General features: G+C 68.1%; 27 protein-coding genes and 1 tRNA gene. 12 read left to right on the plus strand and 16 right to left on the minus strand.

Annotated elements, in window-relative coordinates:
• Nucleotides 1-5 precede the first annotated feature (5 nt).
• From ACQ450_RS10615 to pgi, 6 genes are all read right to left on the minus strand, one after another.
• The gene (locus ACQ450_RS10615; protein WP_188053447.1) at nucleotides 6-539 is read right to left on the minus strand and encodes a YdcF family protein; all 534 of its coding nucleotides are present in this window, start codon (nucleotides 537-539) and stop codon (nucleotides 6-8) included.
• A complete protein-coding gene (locus ACQ450_RS10620) occupies nucleotides 536-1429 on the minus strand; it encodes a cell division protein FtsX (RefSeq protein WP_431469249.1) in 894 nt (297 codons plus the stop codon). The genes ACQ450_RS10615 and ACQ450_RS10620 overlap by 4 nt, the downstream gene beginning before the upstream one ends.
• Nucleotides 1426-2130 (minus strand): cell division ATP-binding protein FtsE, encoded by a 705-nt coding sequence (ftsE, locus tag ACQ450_RS10625; protein WP_188053451.1) that lies wholly within the window; start codon nucleotides 2128-2130, stop codon nucleotides 1426-1428. Before ftsE ends, ACQ450_RS10620 begins: the two co-directional genes overlap by 4 nt.
• A 96-nt stretch (nucleotides 2131-2226) precedes the next feature.
• The gene (gorA, locus tag ACQ450_RS10630; protein ID WP_431469250.1) at nucleotides 2227-3576 is read right to left on the minus strand and encodes a glutathione-disulfide reductase; all 1350 of its coding nucleotides are present in this window, start codon (nucleotides 3574-3576) and stop codon (nucleotides 2227-2229) included.
• A gap of 154 nt (nucleotides 3577-3730) precedes the next feature.
• Nucleotides 3731-4045, minus strand: coding sequence for an alkylphosphonate utilization protein (locus ACQ450_RS10635; protein ID WP_431469251.1), 315 nt, complete (start codon nucleotides 4043-4045; stop codon nucleotides 3731-3733).
• Nucleotides 4042-5538 carry a glucose-6-phosphate isomerase gene (gene pgi / locus ACQ450_RS10640; RefSeq protein WP_431469252.1) on the minus strand — a complete coding sequence of 499 codons (1497 nt, stop codon included), beginning with the start codon at nucleotides 5536-5538 and terminating at the stop codon, nucleotides 4042-4044. Before pgi ends, ACQ450_RS10635 begins: the two co-directional genes overlap by 4 nt.
• Before the next feature lie 119 nt (nucleotides 5539-5657).
• Between pgi and lepB the strand changes: the two genes are divergently transcribed.
• From lepB to ACQ450_RS10660, 4 genes are all read left to right on the plus strand, one after another.
• Nucleotides 5658-6491, plus strand: a complete 834-nt coding sequence (gene lepB, locus ACQ450_RS10645; protein ID WP_431469253.1) for a signal peptidase I — start codon at nucleotides 5658-5660, stop codon at nucleotides 6489-6491.
• On the plus strand, nucleotides 6488-7159 hold the full coding sequence (gene rnc / locus ACQ450_RS10650) for a ribonuclease III (RefSeq protein WP_262503809.1): 672 nt from the start codon (nucleotides 6488-6490) through the stop codon (nucleotides 7157-7159). Before lepB ends, rnc begins: the two co-directional genes overlap by 4 nt.
• Before the next feature lie 117 nt (nucleotides 7160-7276).
• Complete coding sequence (era, locus tag ACQ450_RS10655) at nucleotides 7277-8188, plus strand: GTPase Era (protein ID WP_188053461.1); 912 nt, start codon at nucleotides 7277-7279, stop codon at nucleotides 8186-8188.
• Nucleotides 8185-9180, plus strand: a complete 996-nt coding sequence (locus ACQ450_RS10660) for a nitrilase-related carbon-nitrogen hydrolase (RefSeq protein ID WP_431469254.1) — start codon at nucleotides 8185-8187, stop codon at nucleotides 9178-9180. Before era ends, ACQ450_RS10660 begins: the two co-directional genes overlap by 4 nt.
• A 122-nt stretch (nucleotides 9181-9302) precedes the next feature.
• Here ACQ450_RS10660 and ACQ450_RS10665 read toward each other — a convergent pair whose 3' ends face one another.
• Nucleotides 9303-10010 carry an NAD-dependent deacylase gene (locus ACQ450_RS10665; protein WP_431469255.1) on the minus strand — a complete coding sequence of 236 codons (708 nt, stop codon included), beginning with the start codon at nucleotides 10008-10010 and terminating at the stop codon, nucleotides 9303-9305.
• A gap of 218 nt (nucleotides 10011-10228) precedes the next feature.
• On the opposite strand from ACQ450_RS10665, the gene dapB reads away from it, so the two are divergent.
• The 7 genes from dapB (at nucleotide 10229) to pdeM (ending at nucleotide 14864) form a co-directional block, all read left to right on the plus strand.
• The gene (dapB, locus tag ACQ450_RS10670; RefSeq protein WP_188053467.1) at nucleotides 10229-10957 is read left to right on the plus strand and encodes a 4-hydroxy-tetrahydrodipicolinate reductase; all 729 of its coding nucleotides are present in this window, start codon (nucleotides 10229-10231) and stop codon (nucleotides 10955-10957) included.
• Nucleotides 10954-11625, plus strand: coding sequence for an endonuclease III (nth, locus tag ACQ450_RS10675; RefSeq protein WP_431469256.1), 672 nt, complete (start codon nucleotides 10954-10956; stop codon nucleotides 11623-11625). Before dapB ends, nth begins: the two co-directional genes overlap by 4 nt.
• Before the next feature lies 1 nt (nucleotide 11626).
• The gene (locus ACQ450_RS10680) at nucleotides 11627-12001 is read left to right on the plus strand and encodes a hypothetical protein (RefSeq protein WP_431469257.1); all 375 of its coding nucleotides are present in this window, start codon (nucleotides 11627-11629) and stop codon (nucleotides 11999-12001) included.
• A 50-nt stretch (nucleotides 12002-12051) separates the two neighbouring features.
• Nucleotides 12052-12128, plus strand: a tRNA-Arg gene (locus ACQ450_RS10685).
• A gap of 66 nt (nucleotides 12129-12194) precedes the next feature.
• A complete protein-coding gene (locus tag ACQ450_RS10690; protein WP_431471211.1) occupies nucleotides 12195-13619 on the plus strand; it encodes a M20/M25/M40 family metallo-hydrolase in 1425 nt (474 codons plus the stop codon).
• A gap of 85 nt (nucleotides 13620-13704) precedes the next feature.
• On the plus strand, nucleotides 13705-14169 hold the full coding sequence (locus tag ACQ450_RS10695; RefSeq protein ID WP_431469258.1) for a hypothetical protein: 465 nt from the start codon (nucleotides 13705-13707) through the stop codon (nucleotides 14167-14169).
• Nucleotides 14170-14201: 32 nt separating this feature from the next.
• Nucleotides 14202-14864, plus strand: a complete 663-nt coding sequence (gene pdeM / locus ACQ450_RS10700; protein ID WP_431469259.1) for a ligase-associated DNA damage response endonuclease PdeM — start codon at nucleotides 14202-14204, stop codon at nucleotides 14862-14864.
• A gap of 6 nt (nucleotides 14865-14870) precedes the next feature.
• Here the strand turns inward: pdeM and ACQ450_RS10705 are convergent, their stop codons facing one another.
• The 6 genes from ACQ450_RS10705 to ACQ450_RS10730 all read right to left on the minus strand — a co-directional run bounded on the left by ACQ450_RS10705 (nucleotide 14871) and on the right by ACQ450_RS10730 (nucleotide 20435).
• Nucleotides 14871-15578, minus strand: a complete 708-nt coding sequence (locus ACQ450_RS10705) for a GIN domain-containing protein (protein WP_431469260.1) — start codon at nucleotides 15576-15578, stop codon at nucleotides 14871-14873.
• A 43-nt stretch (nucleotides 15579-15621) separates the two neighbouring features.
• Nucleotides 15622-16341, minus strand: a complete 720-nt coding sequence (locus tag ACQ450_RS10710; RefSeq protein WP_431469261.1) for a head GIN domain-containing protein — start codon at nucleotides 16339-16341, stop codon at nucleotides 15622-15624.
• Nucleotides 16342-16451: 110 nt separating this feature from the next.
• Nucleotides 16452-16991: a CarD family transcriptional regulator gene (locus tag ACQ450_RS10715; RefSeq protein WP_188053481.1), complete on the minus strand. Its 540-nt coding sequence runs from the start codon at nucleotides 16989-16991 to the stop codon at nucleotides 16452-16454.
• A 257-nt stretch (nucleotides 16992-17248) separates the two neighbouring features.
• Nucleotides 17249-17590 (minus strand): ferredoxin FdxA, encoded by a 342-nt coding sequence (fdxA, locus tag ACQ450_RS10720; protein ID WP_431469262.1) that lies wholly within the window; start codon nucleotides 17588-17590, stop codon nucleotides 17249-17251.
• A 36-nt stretch (nucleotides 17591-17626) separates the two neighbouring features.
• Nucleotides 17627-17947 (minus strand): S4 domain-containing protein, encoded by a 321-nt coding sequence (locus tag ACQ450_RS10725; protein ID WP_431469263.1) that lies wholly within the window; start codon nucleotides 17945-17947, stop codon nucleotides 17627-17629.
• Nucleotides 17940-20435 carry a helicase-related protein gene (locus tag ACQ450_RS10730; RefSeq protein WP_431471212.1) on the minus strand — a complete coding sequence of 832 codons (2496 nt, stop codon included), beginning with the start codon at nucleotides 20433-20435 and terminating at the stop codon, nucleotides 17940-17942. The genes ACQ450_RS10725 and ACQ450_RS10730 overlap by 8 nt, the downstream gene beginning before the upstream one ends.
• A 181-nt stretch (nucleotides 20436-20616) precedes the next feature.
• On the opposite strand from ACQ450_RS10730, the gene ACQ450_RS10735 reads away from it, so the two are divergent.
• Nucleotides 20617-22200, plus strand: a complete 1584-nt coding sequence (locus tag ACQ450_RS10735; protein ID WP_431469264.1) for a M23 family metallopeptidase — start codon at nucleotides 20617-20619, stop codon at nucleotides 22198-22200.
• A gap of 77 nt (nucleotides 22201-22277) precedes the next feature.
• Here the strand turns inward: ACQ450_RS10735 and ACQ450_RS10740 are convergent, their stop codons facing one another.
• From ACQ450_RS10740 to ACQ450_RS10750, 3 genes are all read right to left on the minus strand, one after another.
• Nucleotides 22278-23951: an ATP-binding protein gene (locus ACQ450_RS10740; RefSeq protein WP_431469265.1), complete on the minus strand. Its 1674-nt coding sequence runs from the start codon at nucleotides 23949-23951 to the stop codon at nucleotides 22278-22280.
• A 78-nt stretch (nucleotides 23952-24029) separates the two neighbouring features.
• On the minus strand, nucleotides 24030-24797 hold the full coding sequence (locus tag ACQ450_RS10745; protein WP_188053487.1) for a TIGR02186 family protein: 768 nt from the start codon (nucleotides 24795-24797) through the stop codon (nucleotides 24030-24032).
• Nucleotides 24794-25711, minus strand: a complete 918-nt coding sequence (locus tag ACQ450_RS10750) for a sulfite exporter TauE/SafE family protein (RefSeq protein WP_188053489.1) — start codon at nucleotides 25709-25711, stop codon at nucleotides 24794-24796. Before ACQ450_RS10750 ends, ACQ450_RS10745 begins: the two co-directional genes overlap by 4 nt.
• Nucleotides 25712-25916 lie beyond the last annotated feature (205 nt).

Genomic DNA, 25916 nt, shown 5'->3' on the forward strand with positions numbered 1-25916 from the left:
CTACCCTAGCCTGCGCCGACGAGCAGCGCGACGCGGCGAACGAGATATTTGTGATATTCCCGCAGCAGCGTCGAAAGGCGCGGGCTCGTGCGCACCGGATCGCCCATCAGCTCGACTTCCTCGTTGAGCGCGTGGCGCAGCTCGAGCCGGGCGCGCGGCATGTGCCAGTCCGACGTCACCAGCCGCACCGTACGATAGCCATGGGCGTGCACCCATTCGGCGGTTTCCTCGGCGTTCGATCGGGTGTCGACTGCCTGATGCCCCAGATCGATGCAGCATTCGAACAGCGAATCATCGACCTGATACTCCGCCGCGAGTTCGCGCGGGCGGACTTCGGGTGCGACGCCGCTCACCAGCATCCGCTCGGCGCCGCGCTGGTGCATCAGCGCAAGGCCGCGATCGATCCGGCCGGGGCCGCCCGTGAGCACGACGATCGCATCGGTGCGCTGCGGCTCGAGCGGACCGCCGAGCGACATCAGGAAGAGCGCGAAGCCCAGGCCCCAGGCGATCACCGCCGCCGCCGCCAGTCGCCAGATCACAAGGTCTTCCCCAGCGCTCGCAGGACCGCGGTCCGCGCGGCGAAGGTCGCGAGCAGCGCGAAGGCGATCGGCAGCATCAGGAGCAGGAACCAGTCGCGCTGCTGCAGCGCCACCCCGCTCAGCATCTCCGAACCGATCGTGCCGATCCGCGTCTGGAGGAATGCCACCAGCCCGATCGCCACCGTAGCGCCGACGAGCCCGCCGAGCAGCGTATCGAACGCGATCCGCCGCTGAAAGAGGCGCGCCACCTGCACATCGGTCGATCCCAGCATGTGGAGCACTTCGATCGTGTCGCGGTGCGTGTCCAGCCCCGATCGTGCCACCAGCAGAACGACCGCGGCGGTCGCGACCGCCATGAGCAGCACCAGCCCCGTCGCCAGCCAGCTGAGCGTGGTCATGAAACTCCGCACGGGCGACAGCCATTGTGCGTGGCGATCGACTCGTGCGTTCGGCGCGATCGCGCGCGCCGTCTGTTCGACCCGCGCGGCCGTTGCCGGGGCCGCGTCGGCCAGGTCGACGTCGATCATCGCGGGCATCGGCAGGTCGGCGTCGAGCCCGGCGTCGCCGAGCCAGGGGCGGAGCAGTTCGGCGAGCCGCTCGCGATCGACTTCCTCGGCGCGAACCACGCCGGGCAGGGCGCGGAACGCCGCCACCATCTGCGCCGCCTCGCGGTCGCGCGCGTCTGCGTCCGGCTCGACGATCTGGACGGTGAGGCGGCCCGAGAGCTGCCGGTCGAGCGAAGCGGTCGCCGCGACCATGCCCAGCCCCAGTGCGCCCGCGAGCACGGTGAGGAACAGCATGATCGCCATGATGCAGCGCATCGCGCGGGTGTGCCGCCCCGCGTCGAGCAGCCGCCGGTCGGGAGCGGTGGGATTGAGGCTGAACTTCACGCCGCCGGTCCGGCCGGGTGGCGCAGTGCGCCGGTGGGGTCGCTCAGCCGCCCCTTGTCGAGCCGCATCATGTGCGCGTTCGGGATACGGTTGAGCAAATGAAAGTCGTGCGTCGCGACGACGACGGTGGTGCCGAGCCGGTTGAGCGAATCGAACAGGTGCAGCAGCCGCTCGGCCATGTCGGGATCGACGTTTCCGGTGGGTTCGTCGGCGACCAGAATCTCCGGACGGCCGATCACTGCGCGGGCGATGGCGATCCGCTGCTGTTCCCCGCCCGAGAGCGTGGGCGGCTTGGCCTTGCCGCGTCCCTCCAGACCCACCCAGGCCAGCATCTCGCGCACCGGCGCCTCGATGTCGCCCTCGGGCATGCCGGCGACGCGCAGCGGCAGGGCGATATTGTCATAGGCGGAAAGGTGCGGGAGGAGCCGAAAGTCCTGGAAGACGACGCCGATGCGGCGGCGAAAGCCGGGCAGGCGCTTGCGCGGCAGCAGCACCGTGTCCTCGCCGAACAGGCGGACGATGCCGCGGCTCGGCCGTCGCGCGAGATAGAGCAGCTTGAGCAGCGACGTCTTGCCGGCCCCCGAGGCGCCGGTGACGAAATAAAAGGCGCCGGTGGTGAGCGCGAAGCTGACGTCCGACAGCGTCTCGGGGCCGGTGCCATAGCGCAGCCCGACATTCTCGAATTGAACGATATTGGCCATTGCCGGCGCCCGGCCGCTCCCCGTCTGCGAGGAACAAGCCATCGCACAGCCGCCGGTCCCGCTCAAGCGCGCCGGCGAGCGCCCTGATCCGCCGGGCTATTTGAGCAGCACCAGCTCCTCGGCCATGCTCGGGTGCAGCGCGACCGTATTGTCGAAGTCGGCCTTGGTCAGCCCCGCCTTCACCGCGACCGCCGCCGCCTGCAGGATTTCGGGCGCGTCCGGCCCGATCATGTGCAGCCCGACCACGCGGTCGTTCGTCGCGTCGCACACCATCTTGTAGAGCGCCCGCTCGTGCCGGTCGGCAAGCACGTCCTTCATCGCGCGAAAGTCGGAGGTATAGACCTTGACCGAGCCGAGCCTGTTCTTCGCCTCGCCCTCGGTCATCCCCACGCCCGCCATCGGCGGATGGCTGAACACCGCGGCGGGGATGCAGTCGTAATCGACTCGCGTCGGCTTGCCGCCGTAGATCGTGTCGGCGAACGCCTGCCCCTCGCGGATCGCCACGGGAGTCAGCTGCACGCGGTTGGTCACATCGCCCACCGCATAGATGCTCTCGACCGCCGATCGGTTGTCGGCATCCACTTTCACCGCGCCCTTGGCGTCGATCTCGACGCCGGCCTCGGCCAGCCCCAGTCCCTCGGTGTTCGGCACGCGCCCGGTGGCGAACAGCACGCAATCGACGACCATGTCCTCGTGATTGGTCATCGAAACCCTCAGGCAGCCGTCATCCATCTTCTCGATGCCGCGGAATTCGGCATGGAAGCGGAAGTCGATCCCCTTGGTCATGCTGATCTGGAGCAGCCGATCACGGATCGATTCGTCATAGCCGCGCAGGATCACGTCCGATCGGTTGATCAGAGTCACCTTGGTGCCGAACTGATTGAAGATGCCGGCGAATTCGTTGGCGATATAGCCGGCGCCCGCGATCAGGATGCGCTTGGGCAGGCGGTCGAGGTGGAACACTTCGTTCGACGTGATGCCATGTTCGTGCCCCGGGCATGGAGGCACCGAGGGCCGTGCGCCGGTCGCGATCAGGATGCGTTCGGCGCGCACGGTGCGCCCGCTCGCCAGCGTCACTTCGTTCGGGCCCGAAACCGTCGCTCGCTCGAGGATCATCTCGACGCCATGGCTATCGAGCGTCTGGCTATAGGCCTTGTTGAGCCGGTCGACCTCGGAGAGGACATTGTCACGCAGCGTCGCCCAGTCGAATTCGCACGGTTCGGGCACGTTCCAGCCGAACCGGCGCGCGTCCTTCAGATCCTCGGCGAAATGCGCGCCATAGACGAGCAGCTTCTTGGGAACGCAGCCGCGGATAACGCAGGTGCCGCCGACGCGATACTCCTCGGCGATCGCCACTTTCGCGCCGTGCGCGGCCGAAACGCGCGCCGCGCGTACGCCGCCCGAACCGGCACCGATGACGAAGAGATCATAGTCGTATTCGGCCATGGAGCCCCCGAAACTGCCGCTCGCCCCGAGCCTGTCGAGGGGCGGGCCGCCAGCGATGTGGCGCTTGCGGAGAAACGGGCTTTCGACAGGCTCACCCGAATGCGTCGTCGATCGGCAGATAGGCGGCTGGCGGCACGATGCCAACCGCGCGGCGCTAGCGCTTGCGCACGAATTCCGCGCGCAGCACCAGCCCCTTGATCCCCTCGTACTTGCAATCGATCTCCTGGCTGTCGCCGGTGAGGCGGATCGATTTGATCAGCGTCCCGCGCTTCAGCGTCTGTCCGGCGCCCTTGACCGTGAGATCCTTGATGAGCGTCACCTGGTCGCCGTCGGCGAGCAGATTGCCCACCGAATCGCGCACCTCGACCTGCTCGGCGGAGTGCGCCCTGGCCGCAGCCTCGGCGGTGGGAATCCACTCCCCGCGCGCCTCGTCATAGACATAGTCCCCGTCGCTCGCCGCGCCGCTCATGCGCCCAGCGCTCGTGCGATCAGGTCGTTGGTCGAAGGATCGAAGTCGAGGTCGCCGGCATCCGCCGCCTTGGCCATTTCCTTGCCCAGCTCGACTCCGAACTGGTCGAACGGATTGATCCCGGTCAGCACTGCGTTCACGAACGTCCGGTGCTCGTAAAAGGCGAGCAGCGCGCCCAGCGTGCGCGGGTCGAGCCGGTCGAGCAGCAGTGTCGAGGAAGGGCGGTCGCCGGGATAGGCGCGCGCCGCATCGTCGTTCGCGCGCCCCGCCATCAGCGCGGCTCCTTGCGCGAACATGTTGAGCAGAAGCTGCCGGTGATGCGCTTCGGACAGCACGTCTTCCTGCTCGACCACGCCGAGGAATTCGACCGGCACCAGATGGGTGCCCTGATGAAGCAGCTGGAAAACCGCGTGCTGCGCGTCGGTGCCCACTCCGCCCCAGGTGATCGGCGCGGTCGGCCACTCGACCGGCGCGCCCTCTGCGGTCACGCGCTTGCCGTTCGATTCCATCTCGAGCTGCTGGAGATAGGAAGGGAGGAGCGCCAGCCGCTCGTCATAGGCGAACACGCCGCGCGTCTCGGCGCCGCGTAGCTGGGTATAGTAGAGGTCGGCGAAGGCCGCGAGCACCGGCGCGTTGCGCCGCGTCGGAGTAAGCCGGAAATGGCGGTCCATCTCGGCGGCGCCCTCCAGCAATTCGGCGAAAGCATCCCAGCCGAGCGCCAGTGCCGCCGGAAAGCCGATCGACGACCAGAGCGAATAGCGCCCGCCGACGCTTTCGCTGAACGGCAGGATGCGTGTCTCGTCGACTCCCCAGGCGACTGCCTTCTCGGGCGACGCGGTCAGCGCCACTACCTGGCCATAGGGATCGCTGACGCCGCCTTCGGCCATCCAGGCGATCGCGCTTTCGGCGTTGAGCATCGTCTCGGTGGTGGTGAAGGTCTTCGAAGCGATCGCGAGCAGCGTCGCCTTGGGATCGAATTCGTCCATCGCCGCTTCGAGCGCCATGCCATCGACGTTGGAAACGATCGCGACGTCGTAGCGCGCCGCGTCGCGGCCGAGCGCGTCGACCAGCAGCTCGGGGCCGAGCGCCGATCCGCCGATGCCGATGTGCAGGATGTGCCGGACCGGCCCCAGCGCCTCGGCCTCGATCGCGTCGATCAGCGCGCGCATCCGCTCGTGCTGCGCCTTGGCGCGCGCGACGCTTTCGGCGGCGCCTTCATAGCGTTCGGCACTGTGTTCGGCGGCGCGGCCTTCGGTGGCGTTCACCACGTCGCCGGCGAACAGCGCGTCACGCTTCGCCGCCAGCCCCATCGCATCGGCCAGCGCGGCGAAGCGCTCGACCGCCTCGCGCGAGAGATGCGTCTTCGACCAGTCGAAATGGATCCCCGCCACATCGGCGGTGAACAGCGCCAGCCGTTCGGGGTCGTCGGCGAACAGCTTGGTCAGCGGCACGCGCTCCAGCGCCTTGAGGTCGGTCCAGTCGGGGCGTGCCATGCGGGTCTCCTTTCGGCTTGCGGATGCAGGCCGAACGCATCCCCTATCGTCCCGTTTCCGGCGCCGCCACTCCCATCGCGCGCTTGACGCCATGGCCCCCGCACAGCAGAGCTTGCGCCATGGACGACACCGCCCCCGCCGACGCCCGCGACTCGGCAGCGACCAAGCCGAAGAGCGAATGGCGTGATCTCGCCTCGTTCCTGCTCAAGCTCGCGCTGGTCGTCTTCATCGTGCGCAGCTTCATCTTCTCGCCGTTCAGCATTCCCAGCGAATCGATGATGCCGCGGCTGCTGATCGGCGACTATCTGTTCATCACCAAGTGGAACTACGGCTATTCGCGCCATTCGCTGCCGTGGAGCCTGCCGCTGATCCCCGGCCGCGTCTTCCCCGACACGCCCGAACGGGGCGACGTCGTTGTCTTCAAGGCGCCGCCGACGGATAATACCGACTGGATCAAGCGCGTTGTCGGCCTGCCGGGCGACACGGTGCAGATGCGCCAGGGCCAGCTCATCCTCAACGGCCAGCCGGTCCCGCGCGAGCGGATCGCCGATTTCACCATTCCGCTCTCGCCCAACTACGGGCTCGAGCGCTGCGATCCCGAGTTCCGCGACGTCGACGCGAGCGGCGAGGCGGTGTGCCGCATCCCCCGCTATCGCGAGACGCTGCCCGGCGGCCGCAGCTATGAAGTGCTCGACATGGGCATGCGCCGGTCGGACAATACCATCGTCTACACCGTGCCCGAAGACCATGTGTTCCTGATGGGCGACAATCGCGACAATTCGGCCGACAGCCGCTTCACCCATGCCGAGCGCGGCATCTCGTTCGTTCCGCTCGAAAATCTGCAGGGCAAGGCAGTCGTCACCTTCTGGTCGACCGACGGCAGCGCCAACTGGTTCCTGCCCTGGACCTGGTTCACCGCGGCGCGGTGGGATCGCATCGCGGAGGGCTTTTGACGCCCGATCTGGGGGGCTGGCTCGCCGGGGTGTTCGGGGAGCGCCCCCGCGATCTCGGGCCGTTCGAGCGCGCTCTGACGCACGGCAGCCAGGCCGCGGCCAATTACGAACGGCTCGAATTCCTCGGCGATCGCGTGCTCGGCCTGATCGTCGCCGAATGGCTGTTCGAACGCCATCCCGCCGAGCCCGAAGGCGCCCTGTCGCGCCGCCTCAACACGCTGGTGACCGGCGCGGTCTGTGCCGATGTCGCCCGCGAGCTCGGCGTCGTCCCGCACCTGCGCCTCGGCAAGCAGGCGCGCGACGACGGCGCGGCCGACAGCGACAATGTCCTCGGGGACGTGATGGAGGCGCTGATCGGCGCCTGGTATCTCGACGCCGGCCTCGATTCCGCCCGCGCCTTCGTCCGCCGCGCCTGGGGCACGCGGATCGACGCGCAGCTCAAGGCGCCCAAGCATCCCAAGTCGGCGCTCCAGGAATGGGCTGCCGCGCACAATCGCCGTCCGCCGGAATATGAAGTCGTCGATCGCTCGGGCCCGGGGCATGCGCCGCGCTTCACCGTCCGGGTGTCGATCGGCAAGCTCGCCGAGGCGCGCGCGCAGGGCACCAACAAGCAGGAGGCCGAGACCGCCGCGGCGGCGGCGCTGCTCGCCGAGCTGGAGGCGAAATAGCCGCCGCACGGCGCCCTTCGACAAGCGCGGGGCAACGCGCCTAGAATGGGGCTCGCCCCGTCGTCCATCCGTCTGGGCTGAGCCTGTTCCAGCCCGCCTCTTGAGTAGCGAACCATCGTGCCCGATTCTTCCGTCTCCACTCCACGCTGCGGCCTGATCGCCGTGGTCGGCGCGCCCAATGCCGGCAAGTCCACTCTCGTCAATGCGCTCGTCGGCCAGAAGGTCGCGATCGTCAGCCCCAAGGCGCAGACCACGCGCACCCGGCTGATGGGCATCGCGATCGAAGGCGACACCCAGCTGCTGCTGGTCGATACGCCCGGCATCTTCGATCCGGCGCGCCGACTCGATCGGGCGATGGTCGCCGCCGCCTGGGAAGGCGCCGAGGGCGCCGACGCGATCGCCTTCGTCGTCGACGGCAAGGGCGGCCTCGGCCCCAAGGTTTCGGGCATCGCCGAGCGGCTCGCGCATCGCCGCGAACCCAAGCTGCTCATCCTCAACAAGGTCGACATCGCCGACAAGCCGCGCCTGCTCGGCCATGCCGCCCGGCTCAACGAGCTGCTGCCGTTCGACGAGACCTTCTTCGTCAGCGCCGCGACCGGCGATGGCGTGGCCGAGCTCAAGTCCGCGCTCGCCGCGCGCATGCCCGACGGACCGTGGCACTTCCCCGAGGATCAGGTTTCCGACGCGACCGACCGGATGCTCGCCGCCGAAGTGACGCGCGAGCAGCTCTATCTCCAGCTCCATGCCGAGCTGCCCTATGCCAGCGCGGTCGAGACCGAGAAGTACAGCGAGCGCGCCGACGGCTCGGTCGAGATCCACCAGCAGATCCTGGTCGCGCGCGAAACCCAGCGCGCGATCGTGCTCGGCAAGGGCGGCAGCCGCATCAAGGAGATCGGCGCCCGCGCCCGCGCCGAGCTCAATCGTCTTCTGGGAGTCCCCGTTCACCTCTATCTTCACGTGAAAGTAAGCCCGAAGTGGGAAGAGGATCGCTCGCTCTATCGCGAGATCGGATTGGACTGGGTCGAATGAGCCGCACGTTGAACGTCGCGATCGTGCAGGATGTGCCGGTCCCCTTCGCCATCGAGCCGGGAGTGCGGCACGCCGCGCGACTGGCCGAGAGGGCGGCGGCGAACGGCGCGCAGCTGATCGCCTTCGCCGAAGCCTTCCTCGGCGGCTATCCGCTCTGGCTCGATCATGCGCCCAAAGCCGCGCTGTGGGACCATCCGGGCACCAAGCAGCTCCACGCGATCCTGCTCGAACAGGCGCTGCGCGGCCGCGACCCGCGCCTCAAGCCGCTCCAGCGAATCGCCGACCGCACCGGGGCGCTGATCTCGATCGGCGGTCACGAACGCCTCCGCTCGAGCCTGTTCGACACCCAATATCTCTTTCGGCCCAACGCGCCGCCGATGCTTCACCGCAAGCTGGTGCCCGGTCCTGCCGAACGCATGATCTGGGGTTGCGGCGACGGATCGACGCTGACGCTGGACGAAGCGAAGTGGGGCAGCGTCGGCCAGCTCATCAGCGGGGAGCATTGGATGCCGCTCGCCCGCGCGGCGATGCACCACAGCGCCGAATCGGTGCATGTCGCCGCTTGGCCGGCGGTGCAGGATCTCCATCTCATGGCCTCGTGCCACTATGCGTACGAGGGCCGCTGCTTCGTGCTGGCCGCGGGCGCCGTGCAGGATCGGCAGGATCTGCTCGACGGGCTCGAGATGGTCGGCGGCAACGCCGCGGGCAGGGCGCTGCTCCAGAGCATGCCCCAGGGGCGGCTTCAGCACGGCGGCAGCGCGATCGTCGCTCCCGACGGCGTCGTGCTCGCCCGGGCCGGCCACGAACCCGAGATGCTGCACCAGACGCTCGATCTGTCCGAAATCGAGTTCAACCTCGCGACGCTCGACGCCGATGGCCATCACGCCCGCCCCGACATCTTCGAGCTGATCGTCGATCGCCGCGCCCGGCAGGGCCTTTCCGACAGGCCCGAGGACGAAGGCGACAGCGACTGCGAAACCCAGGCGGCCTAGACAGGCTGGTGGAGGGGGCGCCTCACGCGGCGCGTCAATTTCCGCTCTTGTCGCGCGAGGTCGAGACACCATTGGGGCGGAGCGCACTCGGCACGTCCCTCGACCGTGCTCGAGACGAGCGGTTACTCGCCTCCCAGAACCTCGTCGACCCATTGCGGCACCAGCACCCCCGCCGGCCCCTGGCGGCTCTCGTCGAACCAATGGCTGCCCTCGCTCGGCTCGAGGTTGAGTTCGAGCGTGCGGACGCCGCTCCTCCGTGCCTCCTGCACGAAGCCCGCAGCCGGATAGACCGCGCCCGACGTGCCGATCGAAACGAACAGATCGGCCGCGTCCAGCGCCGCCGCGATCGCATCCATCTGATAGGGAATCTCACCGAAGAAGACGATGTCGGGCCGCAGCATCGCCTCGCCGCAGCCCGTGCAGTCGGTGCCCGGCGGTAGCGCCGTCTCCCAGCCTTGCCGCGCGCCGCACATCGCGCACAGCGCCGATCGCAGCGCGCCGTGCATATGGATCAGCCGCCTCGCTCCGGCGCGCTCGTGCAGATCGTCGACATTTTGCGTCACGATCAGCAGCTCGCCGCTCCATTCGGCATCGAGCCGCGCCAGCGCGCTATGCGCCGGGTTTGGCTGCACGCTCGCCAGCTTCGCGCGCCGCTCGTCGTAGAAACGGTGCACCAGCTCGGGATCGCGGCGCAGCGCCTGTGGCGTGCAGACGTCCTCGACACGATGGCCTTCCCATAGTCCGCCCGGCCCGCGAAAGGTTGCGACGCCGCTCTCCGCAGAGATGCCGGCGCCGGTCAGGATCACGATGTTGCGGATGGGGTCGTCCATGCCCGTGTCTTCGAACAGCGGTTGCGCCCGCGCAACCCCTGCATTCCCTCTGTCCTACAGCCCCCGGCCTGTGTCATGGAGCGGAGCATGGCACTGTATCACTCGTCGTTGCGACCGGCCCCGTCCGATCGCATACGCCTCGCGCGCCTGCGCGCGCGGGCCCGCACGCGCGCGTTGAGGTGCGACCTTAGTGTGACCTTCGACGGGAATCCGCGGCTATGACGACGATCGGGATCTACGGCAGCCTCGGGCGGATGGGACGTGCGATCGCCGAGGAGGCGCCGGGCCTTGGCGTGCGCGTCGCCGGGGGTGCCGATATCGGCGACGATCCCGCGCCGCTCGCCCGGACGTGCGACGCGCTGGTCGATTTTTCCACGCCCGCCGCGCTCGAGGCGCACCTTGCCGCCGCCCGCGCGGGCGGCACGCCGATCGTCGTCGGCACCACCGGCCTGGGCCAGCGGCACCAGGCGATGCTCGACGAAGCGGCGCAGGACATCGGGGTGCTTCAGACCGGCAATACGTCGCTCGGCGTCACGCTGCTCGCGCATCTGGTGCGCGAGGCGGCGGCGCGGCTCGGGAGCGAGTGGGACATCGAAGTCGTCGAGATGCATCATCGCAACAAGGTCGATGCGCCGTCGGGAACGGCGATTCTGCTCGGCGAGGCCGCCGCCGAGGGGCTGGGCACGTCGCTCGGCGAAGCGAGCGTGATCGGCCGTGCAGGCCTCACCGGCGCACGCGCCGACGGCACGATCGGCTTCGCCTCGCTGCGCGGCGGCACTGTCGCGGGCGATCACCATGTGATCTTCGCGGGCACTGGCGAACGGATCGAGCTGGGCCATATCGCCGAGGATCGCGCGATCTTCGCGCGCGGTGCGGTACGGGCGGCGCTGTGGCTCGCGGATCAGCCGGCGGGGCGCTACACCATGGATCAGGTGCTGGGCATGTGAAGAAGGCCGACGTCGTCGATTTCTTCGCGCGGCTGGCCGAAGCCAATCCGCATCCGGAAACCGAGCTCGAATCGGTCAACACCTATACGTTGCTCGTCGCGGTCGTCCTCTCGGCGCAGGCGACCGACGCGGGAGTGAACAAGGCAACCCGGCGCCTCTTCGCGCAGGTCGATACCCCGGAGAAGATGGTGGCGCTGGGCGAGGAGGGGCTCAAGGAGCACATCAAGACGATCGGCCTGTTCAACACCAAGGCGAAGAACGTCATCGCGCTCAGCGAAGCGCTGATCGCCGACCATGGCGGCGCCGTGCCCGAGGACCGCGACGCGCTGGAGCGGCTTCCCGGTGTCGGCCGCAAGACCGCAAATGTGGTGATGAACACGGCGTTCGGGCACGAGACCTTCGCGGTCGATACCCACATCTTCCGCGTCTCGAACCGGACGAAGCTCGCGCCCGGCAAGACGGTGCTGGCCGTGGAAAAGAAGCTGGAGCAGGTGGTGCCCGCTCCCTTCCGCCTCCATGCCCATCACTGGCTGATCCTGCACGGCCGCTATGTCTGCAAGGCGCGCACACCCGAATGCTGGCGCTGCATCGTTGCCGATCTCTGTGCGTTCCGTCCAAAGACCCCGCCGCCCGAGGCGCGCCGCAAGCCGGCGCCAGGAGGAAAGTGACATGCGCATCGTGCTGATCCCCGCCGCCATTCTGTTCGCCGCCGCTCCCGGTGCGGCAAGCCAGCAGGCGGAGGCTCCGGCGGCGACGCCCACCGGCGCGCCGCGCAATTGCGTCGCGCTCACCCAGATCCGTCGTACAGAGGTGCATGGCGACAGGATCATCAATTTCGTGCTCCGCGACGGCCGGGTGCTCCGCAACGAGCTGCCGCTGGCATGCCCGGGCCTCGGCTTCGAGGAGCGGTTTTCCTATCGCACCTCGACCGGCCAGCTCTGCTCGGTCGATACGATCGAGGTGCTCCGGTCGCCGGGGCTCAGCGGCGGCCCGACCTGCGGCCTCGGCATGTTCCAGCCGGTCGAGCGGGCGGCGGCCGAGTGAATCGAAACGTCTGGCGCACCGCCGCGGGCTTTGCTAGGCGCATGCACCACGCACCCGTAGCTCAGCTGGATAGAGCGCTGCCCTCCGAAGGCAGAGGCCACAGGTTCGAATCCTGTCGGGTGCGCCAGACTTCTCTCCGCGCCGCGCTTGCCGGCGCCTTGTCCCGGGGCAAGGCACGACCTAGGTGTCGGGGATGACCCAGCAGCAGACCGACGCCGCGCTCGCTTTTGCCGACTCGCACCTCGACGACAGCCTGGAGCGGCTGTTCGCGCTGATGCGGATTCCCTCCGTATCGACCGATCCCGCCTATGCCGAAGACTGTAGCCGCGCCGCCGAAGCGCTGGCGCAGGAACTGGGCGAACTCGGCTTCGACGCGCGGGTCGCGCCGACCGGCGGCCATCCGATGGTGGTCGCGCACCATGAGGGGCCGGGGCCGCATGTGCTGTTCTACGGCCATTATGACGTGCAACCGGCCGATCCGCTCGAGCTGTGGAAGCGCGATCCGTTCGATCCGGCGATCGAAACGCGCGCCGACGGCAGCAGGGCGATCACCGGTCGCGGTGCCAGCGACGACAAGGGCCAGCTGCGGACTTTCATCGAGGCCTGCCGGGCGTGGAAGGGGACGACGGGCGCGCTGCCCTGCCGCGTTTCGATCCTCTTCGAAGGCGAGGAGGAATCGGGCTCCGAGAGCCTCGAACCCTTCCTCCACGCCCATGCCGAGGAACTGACCGCCGATTTCGCGCTGATCTGCGATACCGGCATGTGGGATCGCGACACGCCGGGGCTCACCATCGGGCTGCGCGGCATGGCGGCGGGCGAAGTGACGATCCAGGCAGCGTCGCGTGATCTGCATTCGGGTCTGTACGGCGGCCCCGCACGCAATCCGATCGCGGTGCTGGCGAACATCCTCGCGGAGCTGAAGGATGCCGAGGGTCGCGTGACGCTGCCCGGCTTTTACGACGGGGTTCACCCGGTCGAGCCGCAGGTCAGCGCCGCGTGGAAGAAGCTCGGCTTCGACGCCTCGGACTTTCTCGGCGAAGTCGGTCTGAGCGTCCCGGCGGGTGAGGAAGGCATCGATGCGCTCGAGCAGAGCTGGGCACGGCCGACCGCCGAAGTAAACGGGATCTGGGGCGGCTATACCGGTGAAGGCTTCAAGACCGTCATTCCGGCGCAGGCGCATGCCAAGGTCTCGTTCCGGCTCGTCGGCGATCAGGATCCCGATCAGGTGTGGAGCGCGTTCGAGCAGCATGTCCGCGATCGGCTGCCCGCCGATTGTTCGGCCAGCTTCAACCCGCGCGGCGGCTCCCGTGCCATCCGGCTCGCTGCCGACAGCGCGCCGCTCGCCGCTGCACAGGCGGCGCTGGACGCGGAATGGGGCAAATCGGCGCTGCTTGCCTCGGGCGGCTCGATCCCCGTCGTCAATTCGATCGCGCGGATTCTGGGGATGGACACGGTGATGGCCGGTTTCGCGCTCAACGACGACAATATCCACTCCCCCAACGAGAAATACGAGCTCAAGAGCTTCCAAAAGGGCATTCGCTCCTGGGTCCGGATACTCGCGGAGATCGGTGCATCACGGGCCGCTGCGCGCCGTGACGTGGCTGTGGCAACGGAGTGACGCGAGGCTGAAATCGTTCGCGGGAGCTACCGGGGGAAGCTGCCTTGCGGTAGAATGGCGCCGCTGCGCTTGTGGGGGCCGCGTGATGATCCGTCGCTTGTTTCCTGCCGCAATTCTGCTCGCTGGTCTTTCCGCCTGTTCGGCCGATGCGCCTGCATCGACAACCGAGGCCGAGACCAAGACCGAACTCCCCAGCGAAGCCCTGTTGCCTGCCGTTGCCGCACCGGCCGCGCATCGGCCGGAGGCGGGGAGCGCCGCGCCGCTACGCGACTGGCTGATCGGCGCATGGTCCTATGAGGGCAGCTGCGCCAGCGACTTCTTCGTGCGCTACGATGCCGACGGCAGCGTCGCCAATGCAGGCGATACGGGCAGTTGGACGCTCGACGGCGACACCGTGACCGAACGGATCACCGAGCGCTTCGAGCCGGATGAGGACAGTGAGGCCGGCGGCGGCGAACCCGAAGTCCGCAGCTATCGCATCGAGCGCACTGGGGCGGACCGTGGGACGATCGTGATCGACGACCGCCGTGTGCCGATCATTCGCTGTTGACCGCTGCCGGGACGGTGGCGATAGCGAGTGCCATGGTTCCCTTTTCGTTCGCAGGCCACACGCTGCTGGCGCTTCCGGAGGCCGCGCTCTTCTGGCCCGAGCGCCGTGCGCTGCTGCTCGCGGACCTGCACCTCGAAAAGGCGAGCTGGTTCGCCGCGCGCGGACAGATGCTGCCGCCCTATGATTCGCTCGCGACTCTCGGCCAGGTCGAAGCGCTGGTCGCGCGGACCGGCGCCGAGGAACTCTGGTGCCTGGGCGACAGCTTCCATGATCCCGAAGGCTGCGCCCGCCTGCCTGCCGCCGCACGCGAGCGGCTGACGGCGCTCACCGCCCGGCTGCGCTGGACCTGGATCACCGGCAATCACGACGCCGTCTATGTCGATCACTGCGGCGGAGCGGTGTGCGACGAAGCCGAAGTCGACGGGCTGCTGCTGCGCCACATCGCCGATCCGTCCGAGCGGCGGCCCGAGCTTTCCGGGCATTTCCATCCCAAGCTGCGCGTCACCGTGCGCGGACGCCAGGTGGCGCGCCGGTGCTTCGTGGCGAGCCGCAGCAAGCTGATCCTTGCGGCGTTCGGGGCACTGACCGGCGGACTCGATGCGCATGATCCGGAAATCGCGCGTGCATTGGGCGAGCCGGGCCAGGCGCTGGTGCCCGTCGCCGATCGGTTGCTGCGCTTTCCGCTCGCCGCCTGAAGCCCTTCAGCGCCGCCCTTCGATCCCGCCTTCGCACGATACCGGCGCGGGACCGGAAATGCGGCACTGGCCCGGGCCGGCGATCGCCACCGTTCCCAGTGACCGTGCGAGTACGCGCGCCGAATAACGGGCGTGCGCCGTGATCGGGCCGGTGGTCTCGGCGACGATCGACACGTCGCCCGCCTCGAGCGCATGCGCGTCGATCGATCCGGCGCCGTTCGAGCGGAGGCGCGCTTCCCCTGCTGTTCCGGCAAGGGCGATCCGGCCGGTGCCGATCAGAGTCGCCGACAGGTCTTCGGCGCGCACGTCCGCCACTTCGACAGTGCCGGCGCCGTTCACGCTCACCTCCGCCCGCGGCATGTGCATTTCGGCGATGTGCAGCACGCCGCCGCCGTTCACGGATGCCGCGCGCAGCCGCGGCACCTCCACCTCGACGACCGGCGAGGCTCCCGCGGAATCACGTCCACCGGCCGCCGGGTCGCTGCCGCCGCTCACCACCAGCGTCGAGCCGGACACGTGCACGTCGAGCGCCTCCAGCGCCCGCCGCCCGCCGCGTGCGCGGGCCTTGGCGGTCATGCCGGGGGTGACGTGCACCTCGAACGGGCCATCGACTCGAACCCGTTCGAACCCGGAGATGAGATAGGTACGGTCCTGGGGCGCCGCCGCCGAAATCAGCAGCAGAAGGAACAGCGGTACGGGCAGCAGGCGGCGCATGGCGACGGCATCGCACCCTTGCCCGCCCGCGTGCAACTCCCGTTCAGCCGCAGCGCGCCGAGCCGGAGCCGTTCGCCCGCACCGAGCAGCGCGCATTTGCACCCAGCTCGGCATCGCCCGAACCCGCGATCGAGACTGAGGCGTCGCCATCGACATTCGCGCTGACGTCGCCCGAGCCGGCGATCGAAACCTGTGCCGCATCGGCGGTGAGCCGCTCGGCATCGATGTCGCCCGAGCCGGACACTGAAGCATCGAGAGCGCGCGTGCGCCCCGCCGCACTGAGGTCCCCCGAGCCGGAAACCGATAGTTCGGCGCGTTCGGTCGCCAGCTCCGCGAGGTCCAGGTCGCCGGAACCGGAAACGGCGCCGCGAAAATCGCCTTCGGCCCTCGCGACCCGCATGTTGCCCGATCCGCTGACGCTGGCGGCGGTAATCCGCGGCATCGTCACATAGACGTGTGCATCGTCATCCGAAAACCAGTTGCCGTTCGAGCTGCGCCGCGAGATGCGGAGCATGCCGTCGACCACCTCGATCTCCAGACGATCGAGCGCGCGGGCATCGCCCTCGGCGCGCACTGCGAACCGTTCGCCGATCGCGACGTCGACATCGTCCGATCCCCGTAGCTCGACGCCGGTGAAATTGCTCGCGTCGAAGTTGCGAACTTCCGCAGTGCCGCCATTGGACACGGCGGGTGCCTCGCGTTCGGCGCCGGGGCCGCCGCAGGCGGCCAGCGGCAGAAGGATGATGGCGGCTAAGGCACGCATTGGCATTCCTCCGATTGTGTATTGTAGATGCAATACACCTTGGCGAGCGTGAAGAAAAGGGGCAGCCGTCGCCGGCCGCCCCTCCTGCTTCCCGGATTCGACGCCGCGGCTCAGGCCGCGGTCTTTTCCTTGTTCTGATTGTGGATCGCCGCGGCCTTGTTCAGGATCTCGAGGATCTTCTGGAGCGCGGCAGGCTCGTCGACTTCCTCCATCGCGGCCAGTTCGCGGGCCAGGCGGCTTGCCGCGGCCTCGAAGATCTGGCGCTCGGAGTAGCTCTGCTCGGGCTGATCGTCGGCGCGGAACAGGTCGCGGACCACTTCGGCGATCGACACGAGGTCGCCCGAATTGATCTTCGCCTCATATTCCTGGGCGCGGCGCGACCACATGGTACGCTTCACCTTCGGCTTGCCCTTGAGCGTGTCGAGAGCTTCCTTCAGCGTCTTGTCCGAGGAGAGCTTGCGCATGCCGACGCTTTCCGCCTTGTTGGTCGGAACGCGCAGCGTCATTTTCTCTTTCTCGAACCGCAGCACATAGAGCTCGAGCTGCATGCCCGCGATTTCCTGTTTCTGCAGCTCGATCACACGGCCTACGCCGTGCTTGGGGTAAACGACGTAATCGCCGACATCGAAGGACAGCGCCTTGGCAGCCATGTGCGTGTAGCCTTTCCGTGAACACGGCCCCGGGGATTGCAGTCTCCACCCGCTTCGGTTAGCCGACCCGGGCAGGCGCAGACGGGGCACCTTACTCATACGTCCTCGGGCAGAGGCGAATCCCTGCCGCGACGCAGCCCGTTTAACATAGCCGTAATAAAATTACCAGCGTGGAGCACCCGAGCGAGCGCGGAAAAGTGCGTCTCATGGGCCCAGTCGGGAGAATTTTTCGAAGGGCGTGCGACCCGCCGCCCAGCTCAGTCGCCGCTGCCGGGCTCGGGCGAGAAATACTTCTCGAACTTGCCCGTTTCGCCCTTGTGCTCGTCGGCATCGTCGGGCGTCTGACCGCTGTTCGACGTGACGTTCGGCCACTGCTCGGAATAGGTCTTGTTGAGCTCGAGCCACTGCTCCAGGCCGTTCTCGGTATCCGGCAGGATCGCTTCGGCAGGGCATTCGGGCTCGCACACGCCGCAGTCGATGCACTCGCTGGGATTGATGACGAGCATATTCTCGCCTTCGTAGAAGCAGTCGACCGGACAAACTTCGACGCAATCCATGTACTTGCACCGGATGCAGGCGTCGGTGACGACATAGGTCATGGGTCGATCGGCTCCACTCGCGAAGGGTTTTCCCTGCTATGCATCCGCTCCGGGCGCGTCAACGGCCTTGGACGCAAGGGTTTCGAGAGGGGTGTAAAGCGCGGCTGCTTCGGCGGGCGGACCCCGCCGCGCGGGCAGCGCCTCAATGCGCACGACCCGCACCTTCCCGAGATGCGTGACGAACGCCAGAATGTCGCCGACACGCACCGGGACATGCGCCCGATCGACGCGGCGGCCGTTGATGCGCAGCCGCCCGCCCTCCGCCAGCGCGCGCGCATAGGTTCGCGACGCCGAGATCCGGGACCACCAGAGAAATCGATCGAGACGCATCGTCGCGTCCGGCCGCCGGTCAGCCATTGCGCAGGCCCAGTTCGGCCAGCGCGGCGAACGGCCCGTCGCGCGGCGCCGCCTCGGGCGCGCGCGGCGGCACGAGTCCCTTCCAGACCCAGCGCTGCGGCTCGCCTTCGCGGCTGCGTGCGGTGCGGAAGCCGAGTTGCGCCATCAGCCGCGCGAGCGTCGCCGGCTGCATGCCGATCGACGTCGCGAGTGCCGGATCGGGGACGAATGGCTTGCGCCCCTCGCGCGCTTCATGGGCGGCGCGCGCCACGCGTTCCGCCATATCGATTCGCACCGCCTGCTGCCCGAGCGGTCGAAATCCATGCGCCAGATCGGCGCCGGAGTCGCCGCGCGGGAGCACGGTAGCGCCTTCGCGCGGCGCTTCGACGATTCCCATCAGCAGCCGGCGCCAGCGGGCCGCTGCGGGCTTGAGCAGGGCGGGTGCGAACAGGTCGAGCGTGCCGATGGTGAAACCGATGCTGCGCAACCGCGTGCGCGCAGGCGCATCCAGCGCCTCGATCTGCGCCGCGATGGCACGGCGCGGCAGCAGCCCGCCCGCATCGAGCAGCGCAGTCGCCACTGCCCGGAGCGGCGCCCCGGCAGCTGGATCACGCGTGATCGAATCGAGCTGGGCCAGCGGCGGCAGATGCGCTGCCATCTGGCTCGCGAACCAGCGATCCAGTCGCTGCTGGACTGCCGCGCGCTGCGGTGGTTCGAGCACGTCGAGCGTGCGGTCGAGCACGATCTTGGGGGTGGTGAGCGTCAGGCCGCGCTCCAGGATCGCGACGCGCGTCGCTCCCCAGAGGATCGATCGATCGCCCGCATCGGATGGCGCAAGCGCAAGCGCATCATCCGTCGCCTCGGCGAGCGCCACGCCGCGCCGGTGCAGCTCGCGGCCGAGCCGCTTCTCGGCCGCTGCGAGCAGCATGCGCTTGTCCGCCGCCGTGGCGTCCGCCGCCACTCTGAAGCGGAAGCCCTCGAGATGGCCGAGGTGATGCTCCTCCACGCTCACTTCACCCCCGGGTCCGATCGTCACCGGCAGGTTCGAGGCATCGGCGCCAATCTGGCGCAGCAGCATCGTGGTTCGGCGATCGACGAAGCGTTGCGTGAGGCTCGCGTGCAGCGCGTCCGAGAGGCGCTCCTCGATCGCACGTGTGCGCTCGGCCCAGTGCGCGGGCTCGGCGAGCCAATCGGCGCGTTGCGCGATATAGGCCCAGCTGCGCGCCGCCGCGATCCGCCCGGCAAGCGTCTCGACATCGCCCTCGACGCGATCGAGCCGGGCGATCTCGTCGGCGAACCACTGGTGCGGCACATGACCATTTGCTTCGGACAAATGCGTGAAGAGCCGACCGACGAAGCGGGCGTGCGGATCGGCCCCCAGCTTGCGGAAATCGGGGAGCCCGCATGCCGCCCACAGCCGCTTCACCATCGCGGGCGAACGCACCCGGGCGCGCACCCAATCCTGCTCGGCGAGCCGCTTGAGCACCGCAAGATCGACTGCTTCGGGCGCCGCGCGCAGCACTGCATCGCGTGGTCCGGCCTCGAGGCTCGCGACCAGCGCGTCGATGCTCGCGAAATCGGGTTCGCCGTCGCGCCAGTAGAGCCGTTCCAGCCTCGGCACCTGATGCCCCTCGATCGCCAGCACTTCTTCCGGGGTGAAGGCGCCGGGCCCCTGTTCGTGCAGTCCGCCGAACGTGCCGTCCTTCTGGTGCCGCCCCGCGCGCCCTGCGATCTGCGCCATTTCGGCCAGGGTTAGCCGTCGCCGGCGCCGCCCGTCGAACTTGTGGAGCGAGGCGAAGGCGACATGGGCGACATCCATGTTGAGGCCCATGCCGATCGCATCGGTCGCTACCAGATAGTCGACTTCGCCTGCCTGGAACATCGCGACCTGCGCATTGCGGGTGCGAGGCGACAGCGCACCCATCACCACCGCCGCGCCGCCGCGCAGACGCCGCAGCGCCTCCGCAACGGCATAGACTTCCTCGGCGCTGAACGCGACCACCGCCGAACGTCTCGGCAGCCGAGAAAGCTTGCGCGCGCCGCCATAGCTGAGCGTCGAGAAGCGCGGCCGCGAGAGGATCTCCGCTTCCGGCACCAGCGCCTTGATCATCGGCCGCAGCGCATCCGAGCCGAGGAGCATCGTCTCTTCCCGACCACGTGCGCGCAGCAGACGATCGGTAAACACATGGCCGCGCTCCGGATCGGCGCCGAGTTGCGCTTCGTCGAGCGCGACGAACGCCACCTCCCTTTCGATCGGCATCGATTCGGCCGTGCACAGGAACCAGCGTGCGCCCGGTGGGCAGATCTTCTCCTCACCGGTGATCAGCGCAACTTCGCGCGGCCCCTTGATCCGTACCACTCGGTCATAGACTTCGCGCGCGAGCAGCCGCAGCGGGAAGCCGATCATGCCGCTGGCATGGCCGGTCAGCCGTTCGACGGCGAGATGCGTCTTGCCGGTGTTGGTGGGTCCCAGAACGGCCGTGACGGAAGTGCGCTCGAACTGGCTCATGGCGAGTCGCAACATCGTGCCGACTCAGGCGCTACGCAACAGCCCAGAGTTGCGAATCACCGTTAACCATGTTGGATTTGTTGGCGAAACCGCAAATAGCTTCCCTTCATCTTCGCTCTGGCACGGTTGGCCGCAGCTGGGACAGCTGACGAGGCTGCTTAATTTGACTTTAAACCCGCACTTGCACAGTGATCCAATCCACGCCGGGGGTTTCGGCACCAGCGACGAATTTTGGGGGCAGCGCGCCTTGTTCCTGCGCAACGATCACGGACTCGACCAGGGCGGCGGAACGACCGCACTCTCCTTCGGGCGTCCGTCGGCGATTCCGGAAACGCCGGCGCGCAAGGGCTTCGCCGACCGGCTGCGGGCCCGCTACCCCGATTTCGAACTCGTCCCCGATCTGGGATCACGCATCGGAACGCTGCAATGGTATCGCGGCGCCGCGACCTGCATCGGCCTGTGCGCGGTCACGCTGTTCATGGCGCCGGGCCTCGAAAATCCCATCTACGGCTATGTTCCGCCCGCGCTGGAAGGCAGCGAGTGGGAAGCCGCCCGAGCCCAGTCGATCACGCCGCTCGGCAAGGGCGCCGGCACCGGCTATCGTATGGCAGCCACTGCGCTCGTCCAGCCACTGGCCGAGACGCCCGAGCGTCCGGTGATCGACCTTACCGCCACCTTGTCCTCGGGCAACGGCCTGTTGAGCGCGCTGCGTCGTTCGGGCGTCGGAGCGACCGACGCCAGCTTCGCTGCCGAGCTGATCGGCAATGCAATCGATTTGGACAGTCTTGCCTCCGGGACGACGCTCGACCTGCGGCTCGGCCGCCGGATGGACAAGTCGCAGCCGCGGCCGCTCGAGCGCCTGGCATTTCGCGCGCGCTTCGACCTCAGCGTCGAAGTGGTGCGGAGCGGTGCCGGCCTGGCGCTCAAGCAAGTGCCGATCGCCGTCGACCACACGCCGCTGCGCATCCGCGGCAAGGTGGGGCCCAGCCTCTATCGCTCGGCGCGCGCGCTCGGCGCTCCCGCGAAGGCCGTCGAAGCCTTCATTCGTTCGATTGCCTCCGAAATGCCGGTCTCGCGTCTCGGCGCCGACGCCGAATTCGACATGATCGTCGAGCAGGCGCGCGCCGAAACCGGCGAAGTCCAGATGGGCAATCTTCTCTACGCCGGCGTGACTCAGGGCTCGCGCAAGGTGCAGCTCGTCCGCTGGGAGGATGGGGGCCGCACCGAATGGCTCGACACGCGCGGCCGCCGCGAAACCCACGGCACGTTCGATCGGCCCGCAAACGGGCGCCTGAGCTCGGGCTATGGCATGCGCCGCCACCCGCTGCTCGGCTACCGCCGCATGCACAAGGGGCTCGACATCGCGGCGCCCACTGGCACGCCGATCCGCGCCCCTGCGGACGGCACCGTCACATTCGCCGGCCGCAACGGCGGCTATGGCAATTTCATGCGCGTGCGCCATTCGAACGGGCTTTCGACCGGATATGGGCATGTCAGCCGCTTCGCCGTGCGCTCGGGTGCGCGCGTGCGACAGGGGCAGGTGATTGCCTATGTCGGCTCGACGGGGGTCTCCACCGGGCCGCACCTCCACTGGGAAGTCTATCGCAACGGCCAGGCGATCAATCCGAATTCGGTGAGCTTCTCCAATATCCGCCAGCTGTCGGGCGGCGAGCTCAGCGAATTCCGGTCGAAGCTCAACCGGCTGATGGCCGTGCCGGTCTCTGTGCCGGTACGCGAGGAAGCGGACGCCGCCGGCGAGGATTGAGGCGCGTCAGCTCCGCTGACTCTCTTCCGAGGCAGCCGGTTTTCGCAAGGATACCGCGGTCTCTCGGGCGGACGCTGCTACCGCCCCTGCGCCCGCCACCGCTTGATCGTGCGCTCGAGGATCGCCTCCTCGCCGCCCGTTTCCCGCCACAGCTGCGAGAAGGCAGGATCGCCCGACGCCGGGCGCCTCGTCTCGTCCAGCGTGTCGAACAGCAGCCGGACGGGCGTGGCCACGCCTTCGCCGACTGCGATGCACTCGCGGTTGCGCAACGCCGGGATCGAATCGAGGAAGCCGCGCGCGCCTTCGGGCATGGCGGCACGGACGAAGCCCTGATCGCGCTCGTTGTTGAGCCGCATCGTCAGGATCGTGCCGCACTGCGAAAGCACGCCTTCGGCAAGATCCGACGGACGCTGAGTGATGAGGCCCAGCGATACGCCATATTTCCGGCCTTCCTTGGCGATCCGGCTGAGGATCCGGCCAACCGAGGAGCCGTCGGCGTTGCGCTCGTTCGGCACATAGCGATGTGCTTCCTCGCAGACGAGCAGGATCGGCCGCTGCGGCTCGTTGCGCGACCAGATCGCAAAGTCGAACACCATCCGGCTCAGCACGGCCACCACCACCGAAGTGATTTCGGACGGCACGCCGGAGACGTCGATGATCGAGATCGGCTTGCCGTCGCCGGGCAGCCGGAAGATGCGCGCGAGGAAACTCGCCATCGAATCCGCCACCAGCATGCCCGAGAACATGAAGGCGTAGCGCGGATCGCCCTTGATCTCGTCGATCTTGGCCTTGATCCGCAGATAGGGCGCACTGTCGGTCGCCTTGTCCATCTTGCCCATCTCGAGCTGGATCAGCTGCGACAGGTCCGACAGCAGATAGGGGATCGGCGCGTCGACGGTGAGCTTCGGAATTTCCTGCGCCAGCCGGTTCTTCGCCTTGGCTGCGAGCAGGCATTTGGCGAGGATGTCGGCGTCCACCTGCCGCTCCGAACCGCTGCTGGTGAGAAAGACTTCGCAATGCTCCTCGAAGTTCATCAGCCAATAGGGCATCGCGAGGTTCGAAACGTCGTAGAGTGCGCCGCTGTTCTTGAAGGCCGCGCCATATTCGCCGTGCGGATCGATCATCACGACATGCCCCTGCGGCGCCAGATCGCAGATCCGGTGCAGGATCAGCGCGGCGGCGGTCGACTTGCCGGTGCCGGTCGATCCCAGCAGCGCGAAATGCTTGCCGAGCATCGAATCGATGTAGAGCGCGGCGCGGATGTCGCGAGTCGGATAGACGCTCCCCACTTCGATATGGGCGCGATCGTCCGCGGCATAGATTTGCTGGAGATCGGCCGTGGAGACGGGAAAGACGGGGCAGCCCGGCGTGGGATAGCGCGTGACGCCGCGCCGAAATTTGTAGAGCTTCCCGGTCAGCTTTTCCTCGTCGCCCTCGCCGAGGAAGTCGACCTGCGCCGCGATCCGATCGGTGCGCCCGTCGGCGAGCCGCAGCGAACGGATGTTGGCGATCAGCCACGAGCTGCCGACGCGCATCTTGATCTGCGCGCCGACTTGGCCGGCATTGGCGATCACCGTGTCGCGATGCTCCGCCAGCGCTTCGAGCGACTCGCCGTCGAGCATTACCTGGCTCGACGATCCCGCGATCTCGAGCACCGCGCCGATCGGCGCCAGCGCCGAATACAGCTGTGGCGAATCGCCCGTCAGCGGCTGCGCGCCTTCGAATCCCTGGCTTCCGAACGTAGCGTCCATTCCCTGCTCCCCGTCGCGCGGCGAATCATGCACAAAGGGAAGTAAAGATTGGGTTCTTTCGCTGTGGATCGGGCGGAATCAGAACCGCCGCCAAAGCGCGCCGGCGCCCCAGCCGAACAGGACCGAAAGGGTCACCGCTGCGAGGCCGTACAGCAGCGAGGATCGCTCGGCAGCACGTGCGACGAATCGTTCGAACCCGGACTTGCGGATTTCGATCGGCCGCACCGCAGCTGCCAGCACGCGGCCGTCGCGGATCAGGAAGGTTTCCGCAGTGAATCGCCCGACCGGCACACGCGCCGGGATCGAAATACGCGCGCGGTACAGCACGTCGTCGGTGATCTCCACTGCGCCCGGCGCTTCGTAATAGAGGCCCTTGCTCCGCATCAGCGAGACCAGCCCGGCATCGAAGCGGCGCTGCGCCTCGGGAATTGCACCGGAGGCAGGCGAAAGCTGCAGGCTGTCGAGCCCGAGCTCGTAGATGGCGCGCGTGCGATCGTCGACCAGCGTGTCGATCGGCTCGGACGAGGCGATTGCATAGAAGGACGGCGCCGAGCGATAGCGCATGCTTTCGGCGTTCACCCAGATGCCGGCGACTTGCTCCTTCTCGCGCACCAGGATCGACTGCACCGGCCCTTTCACCACGACGACGATCTCGGCGGGCTCTTCGTCCGGTCCCGGTGCCCGGCCACCGGGGTAGACGATCGCGCCGAACAGCAGCAGCTCGGCACCGGTGAAGGAATAGACGATCTCGATCTCGCGCTGCGACACGTCCGGCACCAGCACCGGCTTCGTCGCACCGCCGAGCAGCAGCGCCGGCAGGAGCAGGAACAGGGCGCGGCCGATCATCCGGCCAGCTCGATGGTGAAGATTTCGTCGGGTCGCCACACCAGCCCCAGCAGCATACGCGACGCGACCACCAGCACCATCACCGCAAGCGCAAAGCGGAGATATTCGGGCTTGGCCTTTTGCGCGAAGCGGGCGCCGAGCTGTGCCCCCACCACCGATCCGATCAGCAACAGCACGGCGAGCACGATATCCACCGCCTTGGTGGTGGTGGCGTGCACCAGCGTCGCCGCCGCCGTTACGAACAGGATCTGGAACAGCGACGTGCCGACGACCACCGTCGCGCCCATTCCGAGCAGATAGAGCATCGCCGGCACCAGGATGAAGCCGCCGCCGACGCCGAGCAGAATCGTGAGAATGCCGGTGAAGAAGCCCAGGATGAGCGGCGCCAGCGGCGAGATGTAGAGCCCCGAGCGATAGAAGCGCCAGCGCAGCGGCAGCGCCGCGACCAGCGGATGATGCCGGCGGCGGCGCGGACGCGCAGGACCGCCGGCGCGCACCGCACGAATACTCCGCAGCGATTCGGACAGCATCAGCCCGCCGATCGATCCGAGCAGCACGACGTAGAGGACGCCGATCGTCGTATCGATCTGGCCGCTCGCCTGAAGCAGGGTGAAGAGCCAGGCGCCGGCGAAGCTTCCAAGGATCCCGCCGGCGACCAGCACCAGCCCCATCTTCATGTCGACGCCGTTGCGGCGCAGATGCGCGAAAACGCCGGACACGCTCGCGCCCGTCACCTGGCTGGCCGCCGAGGCAGCCGCGACGGTCGGCGGAATGCCATAGACGATGAGCAGCGGGGTAGTGAGAAAGCCCCCGCCCACGCCGAACATTCCGGAGAGCAGCCCCACGCCCAGGCCGAAGAACACGATGACGAGCGCGTTCACCGAAAGATTGGCGATGGGAAGGTACAGGTCCATGGAAGTGACGCGATACTCGCTCGCGGCGCTCGGCAAAAGCGTAGCCGGTCAGAAATCGGCGGCGAGCGTGAGAGTCGCCCCCGATCCGGGTTGCGCATCGCCGGCGACGCGCTGGCGCCAGTCGAGCGCGACTCGCATTGGGGAACCGCCGGTGTCGCCTCTCGGGTGAACGATCTGGTGAGGCGCTTCACGTGGCGAACAGGAA

This window comes from Sphingosinithalassobacter sp. LHW66-3, from assembly GCF_050703275.1.
Classification (GTDB): Bacteria; Pseudomonadota; Alphaproteobacteria; order Sphingomonadales; family Sphingomonadaceae; genus Sphingomonas.